The organism is Pseudomonas sp. LBUM1640 (genome assembly GCF_059716225.1).
Genome location: NZ_CP166816.1, coordinates 364,292 through 381,501 on the forward strand (window position 1 = coordinate 364,292; position 17,210 = coordinate 381,501).

Genomic DNA, 17,210 nt, shown 5'->3' on the forward strand with positions numbered 1-17,210 from the left:
CGCGATGGCTCACGCTAAAAACCCTGCAAACATTCCTCAACGCTGCTTTAATGCTTCTTCAATAAGTGCTGATGGATCAATGGCATAACCCTTTTGTCCAAGCAGCTTATAAAAATCTTTATTACTATTTTCAAAAACTGCTAAATTTGAGGTTTCGACACTATTCTTATCCAGCTTCTGCAAAAGAAAGTAAATAATATCTCCTTTTGCCCATACGGCTTGTTTGAAGCTGACGCCACTCTCATTGTCAGTGCTGAGCTTTGTAACAAGCGGTAGACCATTTTTTTCCTGGATTGCCCCGAAAAGCTTGCTATTTTGTGACTGCGAATAAATCATTAACTCGTACATTGATAATTTTTCGTCATCCTCAGAAAAATGAAAAATTATCTTATTTTTCATATTATTAAACTCACCAGAAATAACCAAACCATTATAATTAAAAAAACCAAGCGAAGAGCTTTCCGTTATTTCATACCCATACAATGTTTTCTCTTCTGATGGAACTGCATTAACGCGAGCTAGCTTATAAATAGATTGAATATTTTCTTTAAATGTAAAATCTGCCAGATCCAGGCCATTAATAATGGGTTGGGAGTTTTGAATGGTGTTCCCTCCAACAGCCTCATCATCATTTTTTGAAAAACAAACCGGAGTCATGACGGATAGAATAATGACGAATGCAATTTTTTTCATGCATATTTACCTCATAAATGGGTCGATAGAGAAAACGGAAAAAATCGTACGTTAAGCATTCGGCCTGTCAGTTAAACCCATAGCGTCAGTTGCTGGCCGCTACACGGCAGATACTTCAGCCCCTTCAATACCCGATCAGCCAGCAAGCCCATGGGCGCGGTAGCTGCGTTTCCTTCAACTTTCGGCACGTCGTGCCACGGCGCGTTGCATGTACTCAATGGCCGTCTCCAGATTCGCAACGGCATAATCGGGACACGGTGTTGAGCTTGGCTTTTCAGGATCGTTGAGCCACGATCGCACTGTTCGCACCGCGTAAGGCCGTGCAGTAACCGCTGCAATCAATTCAGCGCTTTTTGCCTGGGTGATACCATAGGTATCCAGCAGTTGTAGATAACGTGTGCGATTGTCCACGCATCCCTCGCTTTATCAGTAATAGGCAATTCTGCCTATTATTTCTACTGGCGCGGCCCCGGTTTGTGGCCGGGGCTTTGGTGTACCTGGGCGGCAGATCCGCGCCTTTTACTAGCTATTTCGGCTCTCAGCCAGCGGTGCACGTGGGTATTATCCTGGCGAAAATCGAGAAGGATGCGACCCAGCGCAGTCTGTGCGTCTGGGTCACCAGCACCAGGACATCCATGGGGCCACGTTCCAAATCGTCGCTAAATACCACACGTCTTTTTTCAGAGTTTCCTTAGGGAGATGCGCTCTTGAGGATGCTTGCCACCAACGCCCGCAAGGCCCGTTGTTGGGTGATGGAAAAGCCTAGGGCAACGATGATCACACTCAGCCAGATCAAAAAGGTCTTGAACGGATCAAGCTCAAGCACCACCAGCGCCCAGGTCACCAGAGCGCCGCCGATGACTCCCACCACCCACCAGGCAATGAGTATGGGCTGCACCACCCTGTAGGTATCTCGATAGAGCAGCAACCGGGTGACCCCCATCAGCACTAAAATTATCCCCGTCCAACCGAATGCAGCCATCAACGGCAGCGATGCCCCCTGGCGCTGATACAACAAAGCCACGCATTCGTAGAACGGCCCCAATGCGCTCATCTGCTGGAACGTCTCGCGGCTGGGCAACTGCCACTGGGCCCAGTGCGCTTTATCAATAACCAGCAGCGCAAGGCTGAACAGCCCCACCAAGGCCCCACACACACCGAGGGCACGCCACGCAGGGACAGCGACGCGGTGATTTTTTACGCTACGCAGCCGTTCTACGCCAAACACTGCATCGGCTTGTTCGCCCTGAGCAATTACGATCTTGCCGTTGCGCTGGATAGCGGCGCCAATCACGACGACCTCCAGACTTTCCCTGAGCAGAATCTCTCCTTGCCGGCGGCGAGGACCTACGGTGTAACGATAGTCTCCCAATTGCGGCACCTGGCCTGAGAACAGCTCAATACCTTCGGCGAGGACATCCACAGTGCCGTGGGCATCCTTGAGGGTAAAGTCATTGCACTGGGTATCGGTAAATACAGTGCGCCACTCGTCCTCATCATCTTTGTTGCGGTAGCTCTCCTGGATCAGCAGTGAATACCCCGCACAGCGCACTCCATCTACCGGAGAAAAACGAAACTCTTTGAGCACCACGGTGCCACAGACTTTTACCAAGCCTGGAGCGAGCGAGTACGAAGGGCTAAGAGGCAGGTGTTTGTCTGCTCGGTAGAAGCCTTTGTTCATGGTGACGGCATCCCTGGCTAGTTGTAATGGTTTGCAATTAAGAACTTCCAACCATTCATTGTTCTACCTTCATTATCCGGGCCGCTTGAGCGCGTTCAGATAACGGGATATTGGGAGGAAGTATTGAAAGGACATAGGTGACCCGTAATGGGCTCCCGAGGTTAACGATGAAGGTAAATGGTGAATCGGCGAACTCAAAAACCAAATTGAAGGTGCCATATGCAGTGCGCGTGTCCACCCGCAAAACATCGCTTAATAGTCGTTGCCGTTGCCGTACGACTCGGTAAATCAACTGTTTCCCGTCAAGACGGAATAATGGATTCAAACTATTGGTTGCCACCGCAATCCATGGAATACCACGCAATCCAGTAAAAGTCGATAAGACCGGGAGCGCTTTCCCATCAAGGCCAGTGCCCGGTGAATAGGCAGGGGCAGCAGACTTAGGCTTTCTCAGTTTTTTAAACAACCAATACATGAGCCACAGTGAAAGGCCCTGAGCAAAGATCACGATTATGCCAAAGGCAATTTCCACCCATGTGATATCCATTATTTTTCGTTGACTCCGCAGGCGTAGCGTTGGCAGGTTATTCCGTTGCTCCCCATAATACCGAATCGACCGTTACTGGCGACGGAACAACCACGGTGGCGTCGGATTAGGCTCCGCCCATAACCCGAGGGCTGCAGCGCGTGCCTGAGTTTCTCAAGTCGGCAATCTCGGGTCGCTGTTGTACCGGGTGCAAACCCATGCGATACCTTGCGCAACCATGGCCGCGTTCATTTCCTATACCAATGGCTGCCAGGTCTTAACTGGTGCGACTTTCAGAGGTATCAGCTTCTTCCCCCTCAAGCCAAAGAACTCTCAATCTACGGGCCTACTTCGCGCTCGCTGTGCCCAGTAGCCCGCCATCTACCCCACAGGCCATCTCGCGCAAATCTCCAATCACCGACTGCCGGGGGAACGCTCGCCATTGACCTTTTTCAGGTTTTTTCGTCACCTCGACGCCCAATGCAAAGGGCTCGGAAAAGTAGACAGTCGGTAGTTTGTAGTCGTTTATCGGAAGCACGCAATGTAATCGCGTACGCACCGCGCATGCCGCGTGACTTCAGAGCCTACGAAAAACAAAAGCAGGGAAGGTTGCTCAGAGGCCCTACAGAGCGCCGTGGAAGAAAAGAGTGTAACGCTGGGACGGACTGTATTGCCGACGTCTCAGCTTGTCTGAGGGAGGCGCTCAACCTGAAAATTTAAGTTAGGTTAAAAATATTCAGTTTTTGTCACTGTTCCATAAATCCCTTGGGCTGACTTCAATGACACTGCCAAAGCGCCTTGGTCCAGCAATGGTCCAGAGCCCATTAAATCGCAGGCAATAAAAAACCCCAAGGAATCATCTTCGCTTGGGGTTTTTCGGTATTAGTGGTGCCCAGAGACGGAATCGAACCGCCGACACGGGGATTTTCAATCCCCTGCTCTACCGACTGAGCTATCTGGGCAACGGGGCGCATTAAACGGGTTTTTCAGGGGGTCGTCAAGCAAGTTTTCAAAAAATATTTAATTATTACCGTCGCTTACGTGCCGACCCCGGTTTTTGATCAATTATTGAGCAGGCGGCACGTAGCCGTCGGCCTTGGCGTAATCCTCGCCGGAAAAGAACTTGTCCATCTCGCCTGACAGGTATTTACGGTCTTCGGCGTTCATCATGTTCAGGCGTTTTTCGTTGATCAGCAGGGTCTGGTGTTTCAGCCAGTCGCCCCAGGCCTTGGCAGAGATGTGCTCGAAAATATCCTGGCCCTTGGCACCTGGGTACGGAGGGCGTTCGAGGCCTGGCAATTCTTCGTGGTACTTGCGGCACATAAGGGTGCGGGTCATGACGGAACTCCTGCGTTCAATACTTCAGCCGCGCGCTTCAGCAGTTTTTTCACCGGGGCGGCAAGGCCCAGGCGCGGCGGGGTGGCGAGGTTATACCAGAGCCAGTCGGCCTCGGCCACGTGATGGGCGGATTCCTCGACCTGTACCAGCCAGGGTTCGATGGCCAGCTGGAAATGGCTGAAGGTGTGGACCAGCCCCGGCAGTTCATGCGGCGTGCCCAGCGCGAGCGCGTGCTGGTTGGCCAGGTGTTCCAGGTCTTGCAGGTCATCGAGCTCCGGCAAGCTCCACAAACCGCCCCAGAGGCCCGTGGAAGGGCGGCGGTAAAGCAGAATTGCGCCCTCGGCATTGGCCAGCATCGGCATCAGCGTGCGCTTTTGCGGGATGGTCTTGCGCGGCTTGGGGATCGGATAGCGCGTCTCCAGGCCGAGCATGTGGGCTTCGCAGCCCTTTTCCAGTGGGCACAACAGGCAGCTGGGTTTGCTGCGGGTGCAGAGCGTGGCGCCCATGTCCATCATCGCCTGGGTGTAGGCGTTGACGCGATCGTGGGGCGTAAAGCGCTCTGCGGTCGCCCAAAGCTGCTTGGCGACCTTGGGCTCGCCGGGGTAGCCCTCTTGCGCGGTAAAGCGCGCCAGTACGCGCTTGACGTTGCCATCGAGGATCGGCGCACGCAGGCCCATGCTCAGGCTGGCGATGGCGCCGGCAGTGGACAAGCCGATGCCGGGCAGTTCAGTGAGTTTTTCGACGTCCTTGGGAAACTCGCCGCCGTACTCGGCGACGACGATCTTGGCAGTCTTCTGCAGGTTGCGTGCGCGGGTGTAGTAACCCAGGCCGGTCCACAGGTGCAGCACTTCATCTTCCGGCGCTGCGGCCAAAGCTTCGACCGTCGGCAAGGAAGCCATGAAACGGTCGAAGTAATTGAGCACCGTGCTGACCTGGGTCTGTTGCAGCATGATCTCCGAAACCCACACCCGGTAAGGCGTGATGCCCTGTTGCCAGGGCAGGTCATGGCGACCGTGGCGGTCGTACCAGTCCAGCACCGCCTGCGAAAACTGCTCGTTTCTCATCGCTTAAACAGGCCCTTCAGAGCGTCTTTCAACTGTGGGTTGACCTTGTCGAGCTTCTCTTCAAGCTTATCGCTGAGCTTATTGCCGGCCGCTTTGATGGCGACCTGGGTCAAGCCGTCCTTGTCCAGGCGGCAGGCCTTGGCGCCCAGTTCCAGCGGGCCACGGCAGCGCAGCGGCACTTCGATGCCCTGGAAGTTGGAGCCCACCTGGCAAGCCGGGTCCGGCACGTCGCGCTTGTCGCCTTCGACGATGATGCCGACGCGGTAGTCCATGCCCAGCACGCGCAGGTCGATGTCACCGTTACCGTTGACGGTCAGGCCTGGGATGCGCACTTTCAGGTCAGGGTTGCTGGCCACACCGTTACGCAAGGTGAGGTTGCCGCGCAGTTCCTGGAAGGGCGTGTCCTTGCCTTGTGGCGTGGTGCTCAAGGTCTTGCGGTTGAGCAGGGCGATGCCGGTGCACAGCTGTTGTTCAATGTTGGCGTTGAGCAGCGCGCCGTTATTGATCACAAAGCTGGCGGTGCCGTTGAGGCTGTCGACCAGTGCTTTTTGGCTGTTACCACGGCCGCTGAGGTTGCTGTCCAGGGTGATCTGGCCTTTCACCGGCGGGTTTTGCCCCTGGGCTTGCAGGATGCGTTCAACCGGCACTTGCTTGATGTGGGTTTGCAGCGCCAGCACCGGGATGTCCTGGCGCACATCGAGTGTGCCGTTGGCCTGGAAGGTGCCGTTGTAGAGGCCGCCGCTGAGGGTGTCGAGCTTGAGCTGGCCATCGATGCCGGACGCTTTGAGCACGGCGTTCTGGATCGGCAGTTTGCTCAGGGTCAGTTGGCCGAAGGCCAGGTCGGCGTCCACGTCCAAGGTGCGCAGGCGGGTCAATGGCAGCAGCTTGTCGGTGCTCCACGCGCCTTTGGTCGGTGCATCCGGCAGCGGTGTGGTGCCACCGGCGGCCATGGCGCCGGCTTCGCTGTTTTGTACTTCGGCCTGGCGTGCGGCGGCTGCACCTTTGGCGGTGTCGGACTTGGCCGGCAGGTAGTTGTCGGCGTTGAAGGTGTCGCCTTTTAGCTGTACGCGCAGAGATTGCTTGGCGAAATCCTCTACAGCGATGCGGCCAGTGAAGGTGCTGGCGTCGAGCTTCAGGTTCAGGTCTTCCAACGCAACGCTGGTGGGCGTGCCCTTGAGGCGGCTGACCAGCTCGACTTTGCTCAGGCTGCCTGCGGCCATGGCCGGCAGCGGGTGGCCGACGCTGTCGAGGAACTTGGCCAGGTCAAACTGGGCAATGGACAGGGCACCGCTGAACTGCGGGGTTTTGTCCAGGTCGTTGACCTTCAGTTCGCCCAAGGCGCGCAGCTGGTTGGCGGAGAGTTTGAGGTTGGTCCATTCGGCGATATTGGCCGCCAGGTCTACCAACAGCTGGCCTTGGGTGGAGAACGTTACGGTCTTGCCTTGCAGCGGCTCGCCGGTGGCTTCGCCGCTGAGCTTCATGTCTTCAAACTGGTAGCGCTTGAGGGCGCGCTGAATGCGCAGGTTGCCGTTAAGCTCGGTCTTGACGCGCATCAGTGGCTGGTTGCTGCCCAGGAAAGCAGTGAGTTTGAGCGGAATGCTCGCGCCTTCATGCACGGCACCTGCGCTCAATTGAATGCTTTCGGCGCTGTACTGTTTGCCGGTCTGCTCATCGTTGTATTCAACGCGGGCGTTGTTGATGGTCAGGCTGTCGATGTCCAGGCGGATCGGCTTTGGCGGCTTCTCAGGTTCTGGCTCGGCGGGCTGCTGCGCCGCAGCGGGGGCGCCGGCAGTGGTCTCGGCCACATTCTTGCCGATGTCTTCCCAGTTGCCGTGGCCTTGCTTGTCACGGTTCAGGCGCAGGTTCAGGCCTTCGACACGCACATCGCTCATCTGCACTTCGCGGCGCAGCAGTGGCAGTACGCGCACCGACAGGCCGAGCATCTGCAGGTCGGCAAACGGCTGAGTCGGGTTGGTCATGGTCGCGACGCTGGCTTCGTGCAGTTCCAGGCCCAGCCAGGGGAACAGGCTCCAGCCGATATCGCCATTGAGCGTCAGCTCGATGTGGGCCTTGTCGCGGGCAATCTGGCGAATCTCGTCTTTGTAATCGTTGGGATCGAAGAGGTGGGTCAGGGCAAAGCCCAGGGCCACAATGATCAGCAACAGCCCGAGAAGTACCAGACCCAGGATTTTGCCGAACGCTTTCATGGGCGAGTCCTTGTATGTCGATTTCAAAATTTAGCCGCAGAGTATAACGCCCGACGGCCTGCGTCAGTTCACCCATCGTTACATTGTATCTAGCGGCGGCAAAATCGGAATTTGCCGACGAACAAATCAGATTGCGTAAAAAAGGTGATGTCAGTTTGGTTTTTCTGTCATCCACTGGTGCTAATCTGCGCGGGTTCGTCTGTCGTCTGCGACACAGCGTCGCGCTCAAAAGGAGCTTTACTCAACAACAACGGCCAACGCTTTGCGTGCAAGGTCGAGGGAGAGAGCGCCTGACGGACACATACTAATAACTGGGGGAAACACCAATGAGCACTAGCACTGTGGCCGGCAACGCTGCCGCACAGCCTGCGTTCCTGTCCAAGGAGCGCATTATCGCCAAGCCCGGGTTCAACCGCTGGCTGGTTCCACCGGCCGCGCTGGCTATCCACCTGTGCATCGGCATGGCCTACGGGTTCTCGGTGTTTTGGTTGCCATTGTCCAAAGCGCTGGGGATCACCGCACCGGTCGCCTGCGCGCCGGACATGAGCTTTATCGCGCAAGTCTTCTCGTCGCAATGCGACTGGCCCATCTCCATGCTGGGCTGGATCTACACCCTGTTCTTCATCTTCCTGGGCTGCTCGGCAGCGATCTGGGGCGGCTGGCTGGAACATGCCGGGCCACGTAAAGCCGGCGTTGTATCGGCCTTGTGCTGGTGCGGCGGCCTGTTGATCTCGGCGTTGGGCATCTATACCCACCAGATCTGGCTGATGTGGATCGGCTCCGGGGTTATTGGCGGCATCGGCCTGGGCCTGGGTTATATCTCGCCTGTGTCGACCTTGATCAAGTGGTTCCCGGACAAGCGCGGCATGGCGACCGGCATGGCGATCATGGGCTTCGGCGGTGGCGCGATGGTGGGTGCTCCGTTGGCAGCAGCGCTGATGGGCCACTTTGCTTCGCCGACCAGCGTCGGCGTCTGGCAGAGCTTCGTGGTCATGGCCGTGATCTACTTCGTGTTCATGATCGGTGGCGCTCTGTCGTACCGCGTTCCGCCGACCGGCTGGAAGCCTGAGGGCTGGACTGCCCCGGCGAAAAAAGCCAGCAACGCGATGATCACCCACCGTCACGTGCATGTGAACGTGGCCTGGAAAACCCCGCAATTCCGCCTGGTATGGCTGGTGCTGTGCCTGAACGTATCGGCTGGTATCGGCATCCTTGGCATGGCTTCGCCGCTGCTGCAGGAAGTGTTTGGTGGCAAGTTGCTGGGTGTGGATGTGCCATTCGGCCAGCTGGATGCCGGGCAGCTGGCGTCTATAGCCGCCATCGCCGCAGGCTTCACCGGTTTGCTCAGCCTGTTCAACATCGGTGGCCGGTTCTTCTGGGCGTCGTTCTCCGACTACCTGGGCCGTAAAAACACCTACTTCGTGTTCTTCGCCCTGGGCTTTGCCCTGTACGCGCTGATCCCGAACCTGGGGCACCTGGGCAACGTGGCACTGTTTGTGGCGGCGTTCTGCATCATCCTGTCGATGTACGGCGGTGGTTTTGCGACCGTTCCGGCTTACCTGGCCGACCTGTTCGGTACGCAAATGGTCGGCGCGATCCACGGTCGCTTGTTGACCGCATGGGCTGCGGCGGGCGTGTTGGGCCCGGTGCTGGTGAACTACCTGCGTGAGTATCAGCTGAGCATCGGCGTTGAACGCGCTGCGGCCTATGACATCACCTTGTACATCCTCGCCGGTCTGTTGGTGCTGGGCTTTATCTGCAACCTGCTGGTACGGCCAGTGGCCGACAAGTACTTCATGACCGACGCCGAACTGGCTGCCGAACAGGCGCTGGGCCATGACAAAGGCGCGGATGCTTCTACCTCGTTGGAGTGGAAAGCGGCTTCCGGCACTGTGCCATTGGCGATTGCCGCCTGGCTGGTGGTGGGTATTCCGTTGGCGTGGGGTGTGTGGGTGACCCTGCAGAAGACGGCGGTACTGTTCCACTAACACCCGGTTTCCCGTTGCCCTCTCATGCAAGGTGAGTGGGCGCCGGGCAACTTAGTCCGGCTTCTTGTCAGGCAAGGTCCTGGCTGAAGAGCCGCGCCATGGAATGCGTTGAAACCAGGGGCGCGGCACCGGATGAACAATCACCCGTAAGGCACGTGCATAGTCCATGACCAGGCCGGGTGTCCACGCCATGGTCATGGCGCGCTTGCGTACTTGCGCGGCAATCCACAACTCAGGCATGAGCAGGGTCTGCAGGACCGAGCGCCAGCGCTGGGACCGCTCCGACAACACGCCATCCATCGACGCTTCCAACGCAAAGGCCACGCTGCTGGAACAGTTGCGGTAGGTCAGGTTGTAGGTGGCCTGTTGGCGATAGTTGTTCGAGAACTCGATCAGCGCTTTGCGGCTGTACTGGTGAAAAATAATCTTGCGGTCCGAGTCGCACCAGTTGGCCACTTCAGTGGCGTAGTCCGGCTGGAATATGCCTGGCACGTCGTTGTTGCGCGTGGCCTTGAGGATGCGGAAGAACTCTGCCGGTGAGCGATCAATGTCCGCGACCGGGTACAGGCTCAGGTACACCGAGGGCGACAGCTCAAGCGCTGCGTGCCCGGTTGAAATCACGCCCTGTGCATCCACCGCCGCAATGTAGCGATTGATGATCGGGCGAGGGATCGTTGTTGCGCCGGCGGTGCCTTCCGGCGTCCAGATATGCACGATCAGTGGGGCCTGGGGCTCAGGCTCTTGCTCCAGGCTTAGCTCCAGCGGTTTTTGCGGCGGCAGCTTTTTGAAGTCCGACAGCAAATCCCTTGGCTCAAGCAGCTCAAACGTTGAAGTACCGTGGCGCAATCGCCTCACGCGATGGGCAATGCGCACCGTGTTGAAGCCGCTGACGATCATCAATGCACCGAGGAAAAAAGACACCGTTGCACTGAGGGCGATGGGATAGGGACTGACCAGCAGCCCCGCGAAGGCCACCTGAGCGCCGCCGCTGATCAACGACGATCGCCAGTGCGGGAACCTGACGACCCAGGCCGAACTGATGGTCAGCAAGCCGATGACGAAGTAGGTCAGGCCAAAGATGATCGCCAGCAGCAGGTTGCTATAGATATTGTTCGCAAGAATCAACACGGCGACGAAGAAGAAAATGCCACCCTTGAAATACAGCACGGCCCGCTGAGCACCCACGCCGCTGGAAGCCACGCTGAGGGTGACAATGCTTTCCAGCAGTAACATCAATCCGAATGCGCGCATCGGAAAGTACAGTGCACCATCCAGGCCGTCGTACATCACGCCCAGGCCCAGCGAGCCCCACAGGATACCCACCAGGCCGAGAATCCAGAACTTGGAGCGGACGAACTCAACGCCGAACAGCAGTAAAGCAATCTGAATCATTAGGTACACCTACAGGGAAAAGCACGCTGTCACAGGCAAAGGTTCAGGAATAGCGGCCGCTTTGCCAGTTGCCGACAATCACGTGGCCATGGGCATCACGCAGGGCGCCGGGGCTTTGGTCATAAAGGGTCAGCCATTCACCGTTGCCCCTGTCGATGCGAAAGACCAATGACGCGGCGCGGGTATGTGTTTGCGGCGACCAGTGGCGTTCGAGTCTGTCGCGGTCCTCTGGGTGTACACGCTCCAGGACCTGCTGCACGGTGTGCAGGGGCAGGGCACCAACGCCCAGCAGCGTTTCAAGGTTGTCGTCCCAGAGAATCTCCCCGGTTCCGGGGTGCAGTTGGTACATCACACCGCTGCCCGCCAACCGCCCGGTTTCCAGGTCGTAAGGTTGAGCGGATTGCCTCATCAAGCGTATTACCAGCACCAGTAATGCCGTGATGGACAGGTAACTTTGCGCAAGCAGCAAGGGCTCGCCTTCCAACAGGCCATGCACATAAAACGGCCCGGTCTTCTGGTCGGTGAAATTGACCACGATGCCTCCCAGCACCAGCAGCGCGATCGAGCCGCCAGGGCTGCGCCACGTTATGCAAACCGCGAGGGTGAGGGCAATGGGCAGGCAGGCCAGGATGAAATACGCCGCTGCGCCGGCGTCGGTGCCCAGCCTATCGATGAGCCAGAGCGGGGTCGTCCCGAAAACGTACCAGGTGTTCAATGCCAGCAGCAGCAACCATACCCCGCCGGCCAGTCTCGCGCGCGCGCGGGTAGGAAAGTCGCGCAGGTTGCTGTTCAGTACATTCATCACCACGACGGTTGAGAAGAACACGCCGCTCATGCCGGACATCCAGTTGGTCAGGAACGTGTTTGGTGATACTTCTGCGGCCAGCATCAGCCAGCCTTTCCTGAGCAGTGCCAGGACGCAACAAACGGCCACGGTTGCCAGCAACCAGAGCAAAATGGCGTGCAGCTCGTCGCCGCGCCGAGCGAAACGCCGAACCAGCCAGGCAATCGCAACAGAGCCTGACAGTGCCAGCGCTGAAAGCGCCACGGCGGCCGGTAGATGTTGCCAGCCGGGCTCATCCAGCAGCACCCGCGCGACCAGCAGCACTGCAAACAACATCGGCCAGTGAGCACGTCGCGAGCTGAGGAACGCCGATACGGAGATGCCCGCCGGGAACCAGATAATTGCCATCTGCGAGACGGGATCATCAAAGGCCAGCGACACGACGCCGGCCACGTAGTAGGTCACTGCCCACAGGAGGAGGACGCCGCTGTGCTGTAAGACTCTCGGTATCGTCATTGTTGAATATTCATTAGGTTTTAAACATTGCGCTCATGTTACAACGAAGCCGGCGGGTATTCGGGTAAATACACTGGGCGCACCATCCTGGGGCATCCACTTGTATGCACATGTCTATCTCCGACACTCCATCAGTCTTATCCCCTTCGATGTTTCTGTTTAGCGCCCGCGCCCCTATAATGGCTGCCTTTTTCGCCCAATGATTTTGCGGAGCTGGTGATGGCCGAACGTAAGGCGTCCGTCGAGCGCGACACTCTGGAAACCCAGATCAAAGCCTCGATCAACCTGGATGGCACCGGAAAGGCCCGATTTGATATCGGTGTACCTTTTCTTGAGCACATGCTGGACCAGATCGCCCGTCACGGGCTGATCGACCTGGATATCGTCAGCAAGGGCGACCTGCATATCGACGACCACCACACGGTGGAAGACGTCGGTATCACGTTGGGCCAGGCATTTGCCAAAGCCATCGGCGACAAAAAAGGCATCCGTCGCTACGGCCACGCCTATGTCCCGCTGGACGAAGCGCTGTCGCGCGTAGTTATCGACTTCTCGGGCCGCCCAGGCTTGCAGATGCACGTGCCCTACACCCGCGCCACCGTGGGCGGCTTCGATGTCGACCTGTTCCAGGAATTCTTCCAGGGTTTCGTCAACCACGCACTCGTCAGCCTGCACATCGACAACCTGCGCGGCACCAACACCCACCACCAGATCGAAACCGTGTTCAAGGCTTTCGGCCGCGCCCTGCGCATGGCTGTGGAGCTGGATGACCGCATGGCCGGGCAAATGCCCTCGACCAAGGGCGTTCTGTAATGCAGACGGTCGCGGTTATCGATTACGGCATGGGTAACCTGCACTCGGTGGCCAAGGCCCTCGAGCACGTAGGCGCCGGCAAGGTGCTGATCACCAGCGATGCCAACGTGATTCGCGAAGCCGACCGCGTGGTGTTCCCTGGTGTTGGCGCGATTCGCGATTGCATGTCCGAGATCCGCCGCCTGGGCTTTGACAGCCTGGTGCGCGAAGTCAGCCAGGACCGTCCGTTCCTCGGCATCTGCGTGGGCATGCAAGCCTTGCTCGAGCGCAGTGAAGAGAACGACGGCGTCGACTGCATCGGTTTGTTCCCGGGCCAGGTGAAGTTCTTCGGCAAAGACCTGCATGAAGACGGCGAACACCTGAAAGTCCCGCACATGGGCTGGAACGAGGTCCGCCAGACCGTGGATCACCCGCTGTGGCACGAAGTGCCGGACATGGCGCGCTTCTACTTTGTGCACAGCTACTACATCGCTGCGGGTAACCCTCGTCAGGTGGTGGGTGGCGGGCACTATGGTGTCGACTTCGCTGCAGCGCTGGCCGAAGGCTCGCGTTTTGCCGTGCAGTTCCACCCGGAGAAGAGCCATACCCATGGCCTGCAATTGTTGCAGAACTTCGCCGCGTGGGACGGTCGCTGGTAAATGGCCAAGAAACCGAAGTCGCCGATCTTGAACCTCACGCCCGAGCAGGAGAGTGAGGCCACCCTCAAGATCAAGCGCTTCATGGAGGACCGCTTCGAGCTCAAGCTGGGCTCGTTCGAGGTCGCCGAGATTCTTGAGCTGTTCACCACCGAAGTCGCGCCGCACTATTACAACAGGGCGATTTTCGACACGCAGACGCTCCTTAAAGAAAGGTTCGAAAGCATCGAAAGCGACCTGTGGTCGCTTGAGAAACCCTGATTTCCCAAGCATTGCTGAATATCGAATAAGGTTTGCCAGATGCTGATTATCCCCGCTATCGATCTCAAGGACGGCGCTTGTGTACGCCTGCGCCAAGGCCGCATGGAAGATTCCACGGTGTTCTCCGATGACCCGGTGAGCATGGCTGCCAAATGGGTAGAAGGTGGCTGCCGTCGTCTGCATCTGGTGGACTTGAACGGCGCCTTCGAAGGCCAGCCGGTCAATGGTGAGGTGGTTACCGCCATCGCCAAGCGCTACCCGAACCTGCCGATCCAGATCGGCGGTGGTATCCGCTCCCTGGAAACCATCGAGCACTACGTCAAGGCTGGCGTGAGCTACGTGATCATCGGCACCAAGGCGGTGAAAGACCCGGCCTTCGTCGCTGAGGCCTGCCGCGCGTTCCCGGGCAAGGTGATTGTCGGCCTGGACGCCAAAGACGGTTTCGTCGCCACCGACGGCTGGGCTGAGATCAGCACCATCCAAGTGATCGACCTGGCCAAGCAGTTCGAAGCGGACGGCGTGTCCGCCATCGTTTATACCGACATCGCCAAAGACGGCATGATGCAGGGCTGCAACGTGCCGTTCACCGCTGCGCTGGCAGCTGCGACGAAGATTCCGGTGATCGCCTCCGGTGGTATTCACAACCTGGGTGACATCAAGTCGCTGTTGGACGCCAAGGCGCCCGGCATCATCGGCGCCATTACCGGCCGTGCGATCTACGAAGGCACCCTGGACGTCGCCGAAGCCCAGGCTTACTGCGACGCCTACAACGGCTGAGGACTGACCATGACGCTGGCCAAACGCATCATCCCTTGCCTGGACGTCGACAACGGTCGCGTGGTCAAGGGCGTCAAGTTCGAGAACATCCGTGACGCCGGCGACCCGGTGGAAATCGCGCGTCGCTACGACGAGCAAGGTGCCGACGAGATTACCTTTCTCGACATCACTGCCAGCGTCGACGGCCGCGACACCACCTTGCATACCGTCGAGCGCATGGCCAGCCAGGTGTTTATCCCGCTGACCGTGGGCGGTGGCGTGCGCACCGTGCAAGACATCCGCAACCTGCTCAATGCCGGCGCGGACAAGGTCTCGATCAACACCGCAGCCGTGTTCAACCCGGAGTTTGTCGGCGAAGCCGCGCAGCACTTTGGCTCGCAATGCATCGTGGTTGCCATCGACGCCAAGAAAGTCTCAGGCCCCGGCGAAACCCCGCGCTGGGAGATCTTCACCCACGGCGGGCGCAAGCCGACCGGGCTGGACGCGGTGGAGTGGGCGATGAAGATGGAAGGCCTGGGCGCCGGTGAAATCCTGCTGACCAGCATGGACCAGGACGGCATGAAAAACGGCTTCGACCTGGGCGTAACCCGCGCCATCAGCGATGCGCTGGGCATTCCAGTGATCGCCTCCGGTGGCGTCGGCAACCTGCAGCATCTGGCCGACGGCGTGATCGAGGGCCACGCCAGTGCAGTGCTGGCGGCGAGTATTTTCCATTTTGGCGAATACACCGTTCCCGAGGCCAAGGCCTACATGGCGGCGCGCGGTATCGTCGTTCGCTAAACGCTGCTGGACACCCTGGCAGGCGCGCGGCACTCTCTGCGCTTGCCATGGATTCCGGTAACCTTCATGTTCAAACACCTGCTGCTCGCCCTCGCCAGTACTTCCATGCTTTTGGCAGGCCCGGCCCGTGCCGAAGAACCGTCTGACGCCGCCCTGGTGTTGCTGACGGAAAACTTCCCGCCCTACAACATGGCGAAAAACGGCAAGAACTTCGCCAAGGACGAGAACATCGAAGGCATCGCCGTGGACATCGTGCGCGAGACCTTCAAGCGTGCCGATATTTCCTACAATCTAACCCTGCGTTTTCCTTGGGAGCGAATCTACAAGCTCGCCCTGGAGAAGCCCGGTTACGGCGTATTCGTGATGGCGCGCTTGCCGGACCGCGAAGCCCTGTTCAAATGGGTCGGCCCCATCGGCCCGGACGATTGGGTGTTGCTGGCCAAAGCCGACAGCAAGATCGAACTGGCTGATCTCGAGCATGCCCGTCGCTACAAGATCGGCGCCTACAAGGGTGATGCGATAGCCGAAACCCTGGAGAAACAGGGCCTCAACCCGGTGGTGGTGTTACGCGACCAGGACAATGCGCAAAAGCTCATGGACGGCCAGATCGACCTGTGGGCCACGGGTGATCCCGCCGGGCGTTACCTGGCGCGTCAGGTGGGCGTGACGGGGCTCAAGACCGTATTGCGCTTCAATAGCGCCCAGCTCTACCTGGCGTTGAACAAGGACGTGCCGGATGAACTGGTGGCCAAGCTTCAGGCTGCGCTGGACCAGTTGCGCAAAGACGGCGTCGTCGATGAAATCATGGCGCGCTACCTCTAAATACAGCTATGTAGCGCACGGAAATCAGCAGGATAAACACGGTCAAAATGTGGGAGCGGGCTTGCTCGCGAAAGCGGTGTGTCAGCCACTCAATCGGCTGACTGACCCACCGCCTTCGCGAGCAAGCCCGCTCCCACACTGGAATGTCGCCAACTTCTCTAACGGTAAATACCGTTCTTGCCATGCCCGGCCATGGCCTGATTGCCGCGCACGCTGATCATCAGCTTGATATCGATCCAGTCGATACCCTGGGCCTTGAGCTTGGGTAACTCACGCTCCAGCACCGCCAGCGTCTGCGGATAAGGGTGGCCGATCATCACCACCGAACCCTGCTTGTGCGCCAGCTTGATGGCGGTTTGCAGCTGTGTGGTAATCGCCGCTTCGGTGCGCTCGTCATCGAGGAACACATCCCGCGAGACATGTGCCAAGCCAATCTTCTGCGCCTCGGCAGCGGCAACGGTCTGCGCGCTGGTGCGGCTGTCGACGAAGAACTTGTTGCGCCGTTGCAGTTCGGCCATCAGCCAAGCCATGGCCGCTGGCTGGGCGGTCATGCGGCTGCCCATGTGGTTGTTGATGCCGGCGGTGTAGGGCACGGCCTTGAACGCAGCGTCCAGGCGTTTGCCGAGTTCTTCGATGGGCAAGTCGGGGTGCCAGGCGAATGGGCCGGTAGCGGGGTCCATGGGCATGTGCAGGATCACGATTTTTCCAGCCTTGTGCGCTTCGCGGGCGAATTCGGCGGCGTGGGGCGTGTCGGGCATGACCGCCGTGGTCACCGGCCCAGGCAGGGCCAGCACGCGACGATCCCGGGGCAGGTTTTGCCCCAGGTCATCGATGATGAGGGTCAGGTAGGCTTTATGCGGTTCGCCGGCAGGGGCCGCGTGGGCGACCCCTGCCAGGCTGCACAGCACAGCGATGATCAGGGCAAAACGCATA

Annotated in this window: 17 protein-coding genes and 1 tRNA gene; 7 read left to right on the plus strand and 11 right to left on the minus strand. The window is 58.5% G+C overall.

From position 1 onward, the window contains the following. Positions 1–36: 36 nt before the first annotated feature. From ACA065_RS01580 to ACA065_RS01615, 8 genes are all read right to left on the minus strand, one after another. Positions 37–693 carry a hypothetical protein gene (locus ACA065_RS01580; RefSeq protein WP_497693037.1) on the minus strand — a complete coding sequence of 219 codons (657 nt, stop codon included), beginning with the start codon at positions 691–693 and terminating at the stop codon, positions 37–39. Between the two features lie 174 nt (positions 694–867). Further along, positions 868–1,104, minus strand: coding sequence for a hypothetical protein (locus tag ACA065_RS01585; protein WP_497693038.1), 237 nt, complete (start codon positions 1,102–1,104; stop codon positions 868–870). A 280-nt stretch (positions 1,105–1,384) separates the two neighbouring features. Beyond that, the gene (locus ACA065_RS01590) at positions 1,385–2,374 is read right to left on the minus strand and encodes a hypothetical protein (RefSeq protein ID WP_497693039.1); all 990 of its coding nucleotides are present in this window, start codon (positions 2,372–2,374) and stop codon (positions 1,385–1,387) included. Between the two features lie 55 nt (positions 2,375–2,429). Continuing rightward, on the minus strand, positions 2,430–2,921 hold the full coding sequence (locus ACA065_RS01595) for a hypothetical protein (RefSeq protein ID WP_497693040.1): 492 nt from the start codon (positions 2,919–2,921) through the stop codon (positions 2,430–2,432). An 865-nt stretch (positions 2,922–3,786) separates the two neighbouring features. Further along, positions 3,787–3,862 (minus strand) — tRNA-Phe (locus ACA065_RS01600). A gap of 103 nt (positions 3,863–3,965) precedes the next feature. Beyond that, positions 3,966–4,238 (minus strand): oxidative damage protection protein, encoded by a 273-nt coding sequence (locus ACA065_RS01605; protein WP_497693041.1) that lies wholly within the window; start codon positions 4,236–4,238, stop codon positions 3,966–3,968. Next, positions 4,235–5,302: an A/G-specific adenine glycosylase gene (mutY, locus tag ACA065_RS01610; protein WP_497693042.1), complete on the minus strand. Its 1,068-nt coding sequence runs from the start codon at positions 5,300–5,302 to the stop codon at positions 4,235–4,237. The genes ACA065_RS01605 and mutY overlap by 4 nt, the downstream gene beginning before the upstream one ends. After that, the gene (locus tag ACA065_RS01615; protein WP_497693043.1) at positions 5,299–7,509 is read right to left on the minus strand and encodes an AsmA family protein; all 2,211 of its coding nucleotides are present in this window, start codon (positions 7,507–7,509) and stop codon (positions 5,299–5,301) included. The genes mutY and ACA065_RS01615 overlap by 4 nt, the downstream gene beginning before the upstream one ends. A gap of 326 nt (positions 7,510–7,835) precedes the next feature. On the opposite strand from ACA065_RS01615, the gene ACA065_RS01620 reads away from it, so the two are divergent. Beyond that, entirely contained in the window at positions 7,836–9,497 is a 1,662-nt protein-coding gene (locus ACA065_RS01620) for an OFA family MFS transporter (RefSeq protein WP_497693044.1), read from the plus strand. 51 nt (positions 9,498–9,548) lie between these two features. Here ACA065_RS01620 and ACA065_RS01625 read toward each other — a convergent pair whose 3' ends face one another. Together ACA065_RS01625 and ACA065_RS01630 are read right to left on the minus strand one after the other, a co-directional pair. Continuing rightward, a complete protein-coding gene (locus tag ACA065_RS01625) occupies positions 9,549–10,889 on the minus strand; it encodes an HdeD family acid-resistance protein (RefSeq protein ID WP_497693045.1) in 1,341 nt (446 codons plus the stop codon). A 43-nt stretch (positions 10,890–10,932) separates the two neighbouring features. Next, positions 10,933–12,138 carry an MASE1 domain-containing protein gene (locus tag ACA065_RS01630; RefSeq protein ID WP_497693046.1) on the minus strand — a complete coding sequence of 402 codons (1,206 nt, stop codon included), beginning with the start codon at positions 12,136–12,138 and terminating at the stop codon, positions 10,933–10,935. Positions 12,139–12,408: 270 nt separating this feature from the next. Between ACA065_RS01630 and hisB the strand changes: the two genes are divergently transcribed. The 6 genes from hisB (at position 12,409) to ACA065_RS01660 (ending at position 16,277) form a co-directional block, all read left to right on the plus strand. Then, entirely contained in the window at positions 12,409–13,002 is a 594-nt protein-coding gene (gene hisB, locus ACA065_RS01635) for an imidazoleglycerol-phosphate dehydratase HisB (RefSeq protein ID WP_003218037.1), read from the plus strand. Beyond that, positions 13,002–13,640 (plus strand): imidazole glycerol phosphate synthase subunit HisH, encoded by a 639-nt coding sequence (hisH, locus tag ACA065_RS01640; RefSeq protein ID WP_497693047.1) that lies wholly within the window; start codon positions 13,002–13,004, stop codon positions 13,638–13,640. The genes hisB and hisH overlap by 1 nt, the downstream gene beginning before the upstream one ends. Continuing rightward, complete coding sequence (locus ACA065_RS01645) at positions 13,641–13,898, plus strand: DUF2164 domain-containing protein (RefSeq protein WP_497693048.1); 258 nt, start codon at positions 13,641–13,643, stop codon at positions 13,896–13,898. A gap of 39 nt (positions 13,899–13,937) precedes the next feature. Further along, entirely contained in the window at positions 13,938–14,675 is a 738-nt protein-coding gene (gene hisA, locus ACA065_RS01650; protein WP_029295899.1) for a 1-(5-phosphoribosyl)-5-[(5-phosphoribosylamino)methylideneamino]imidazole-4-carboxamide isomerase, read from the plus strand. Between the two features lie 9 nt (positions 14,676–14,684). Beyond that, entirely contained in the window at positions 14,685–15,455 is a 771-nt protein-coding gene (gene hisF / locus ACA065_RS01655; RefSeq protein WP_122750164.1) for an imidazole glycerol phosphate synthase subunit HisF, read from the plus strand. 66 nt (positions 15,456–15,521) lie between these two features. Next, positions 15,522–16,277, plus strand: coding sequence for a substrate-binding periplasmic protein (locus ACA065_RS01660; RefSeq protein ID WP_497693049.1), 756 nt, complete (start codon positions 15,522–15,524; stop codon positions 16,275–16,277). Positions 16,278–16,435: 158 nt separating this feature from the next. Here ACA065_RS01660 and ACA065_RS01665 read toward each other — a convergent pair whose 3' ends face one another. Next, the gene (locus ACA065_RS01665; RefSeq protein WP_497693050.1) at positions 16,436–17,209 is read right to left on the minus strand and encodes a divergent polysaccharide deacetylase family protein; all 774 of its coding nucleotides are present in this window, start codon (positions 17,207–17,209) and stop codon (positions 16,436–16,438) included. Position 17,210 lies beyond the last annotated feature (1 nt).

Excerpts from the sequence above, each read along its gene's own strand:
- ACA065_RS01625 (WP_497693045.1), bottom strand. The coding sequence starts at position 10,889 with ATGATTCAGATTGCTTTACTGCTGTTCGGCGTTGAGTTCGTCCGCTCC.
- ACA065_RS01605 (WP_497693041.1), bottom strand. The coding sequence starts at position 4,238 with ATGACCCGCACCCTTATGTGCCGCAAGTACCACGAAGAATTGCCAGGC.
- ACA065_RS01660 (WP_497693049.1), top strand. The coding sequence starts at position 15,522 with ATGTTCAAACACCTGCTGCTCGCCCTCGCCAGTACTTCCATGCTTTTG.
- hisH (WP_497693047.1), top strand. The coding sequence starts at position 13,002 with ATGCAGACGGTCGCGGTTATCGATTACGGCATGGGTAACCTGCACTCG.
- mutY (WP_497693042.1), bottom strand. The coding sequence starts at position 5,302 with ATGAGAAACGAGCAGTTTTCGCAGGCGGTGCTGGACTGGTACGACCGC.
- ACA065_RS01665 (WP_497693050.1), bottom strand. The coding sequence starts at position 17,209 with ATGCGTTTTGCCCTGATCATCGCTGTGCTGTGCAGCCTGGCAGGGGTC.
- ACA065_RS01645 (WP_497693048.1), top strand. The coding sequence starts at position 13,641 with ATGGCCAAGAAACCGAAGTCGCCGATCTTGAACCTCACGCCCGAGCAG.
- hisA (WP_029295899.1), top strand. The coding sequence starts at position 13,938 with ATGCTGATTATCCCCGCTATCGATCTCAAGGACGGCGCTTGTGTACGC.
- ACA065_RS01590 (WP_497693039.1), bottom strand. The coding sequence starts at position 2,374 with ATGAACAAAGGCTTCTACCGAGCAGACAAACACCTGCCTCTTAGCCCT.
- ACA065_RS01580 (WP_497693037.1), bottom strand. The coding sequence starts at position 693 with ATGAAAAAAATTGCATTCGTCATTATTCTATCCGTCATGACTCCGGTT.
- ACA065_RS01620 (WP_497693044.1), top strand. The coding sequence starts at position 7,836 with ATGAGCACTAGCACTGTGGCCGGCAACGCTGCCGCACAGCCTGCGTTC.
- ACA065_RS01595 (WP_497693040.1), bottom strand. The coding sequence starts at position 2,921 with ATGGATATCACATGGGTGGAAATTGCCTTTGGCATAATCGTGATCTTT.
- ACA065_RS01615 (WP_497693043.1), bottom strand. The coding sequence starts at position 7,509 with ATGAAAGCGTTCGGCAAAATCCTGGGTCTGGTACTTCTCGGGCTGTTG.
- hisF (WP_122750164.1), top strand. The coding sequence starts at position 14,685 with ATGACGCTGGCCAAACGCATCATCCCTTGCCTGGACGTCGACAACGGT.
- hisB (WP_003218037.1), top strand. The coding sequence starts at position 12,409 with ATGGCCGAACGTAAGGCGTCCGTCGAGCGCGACACTCTGGAAACCCAG.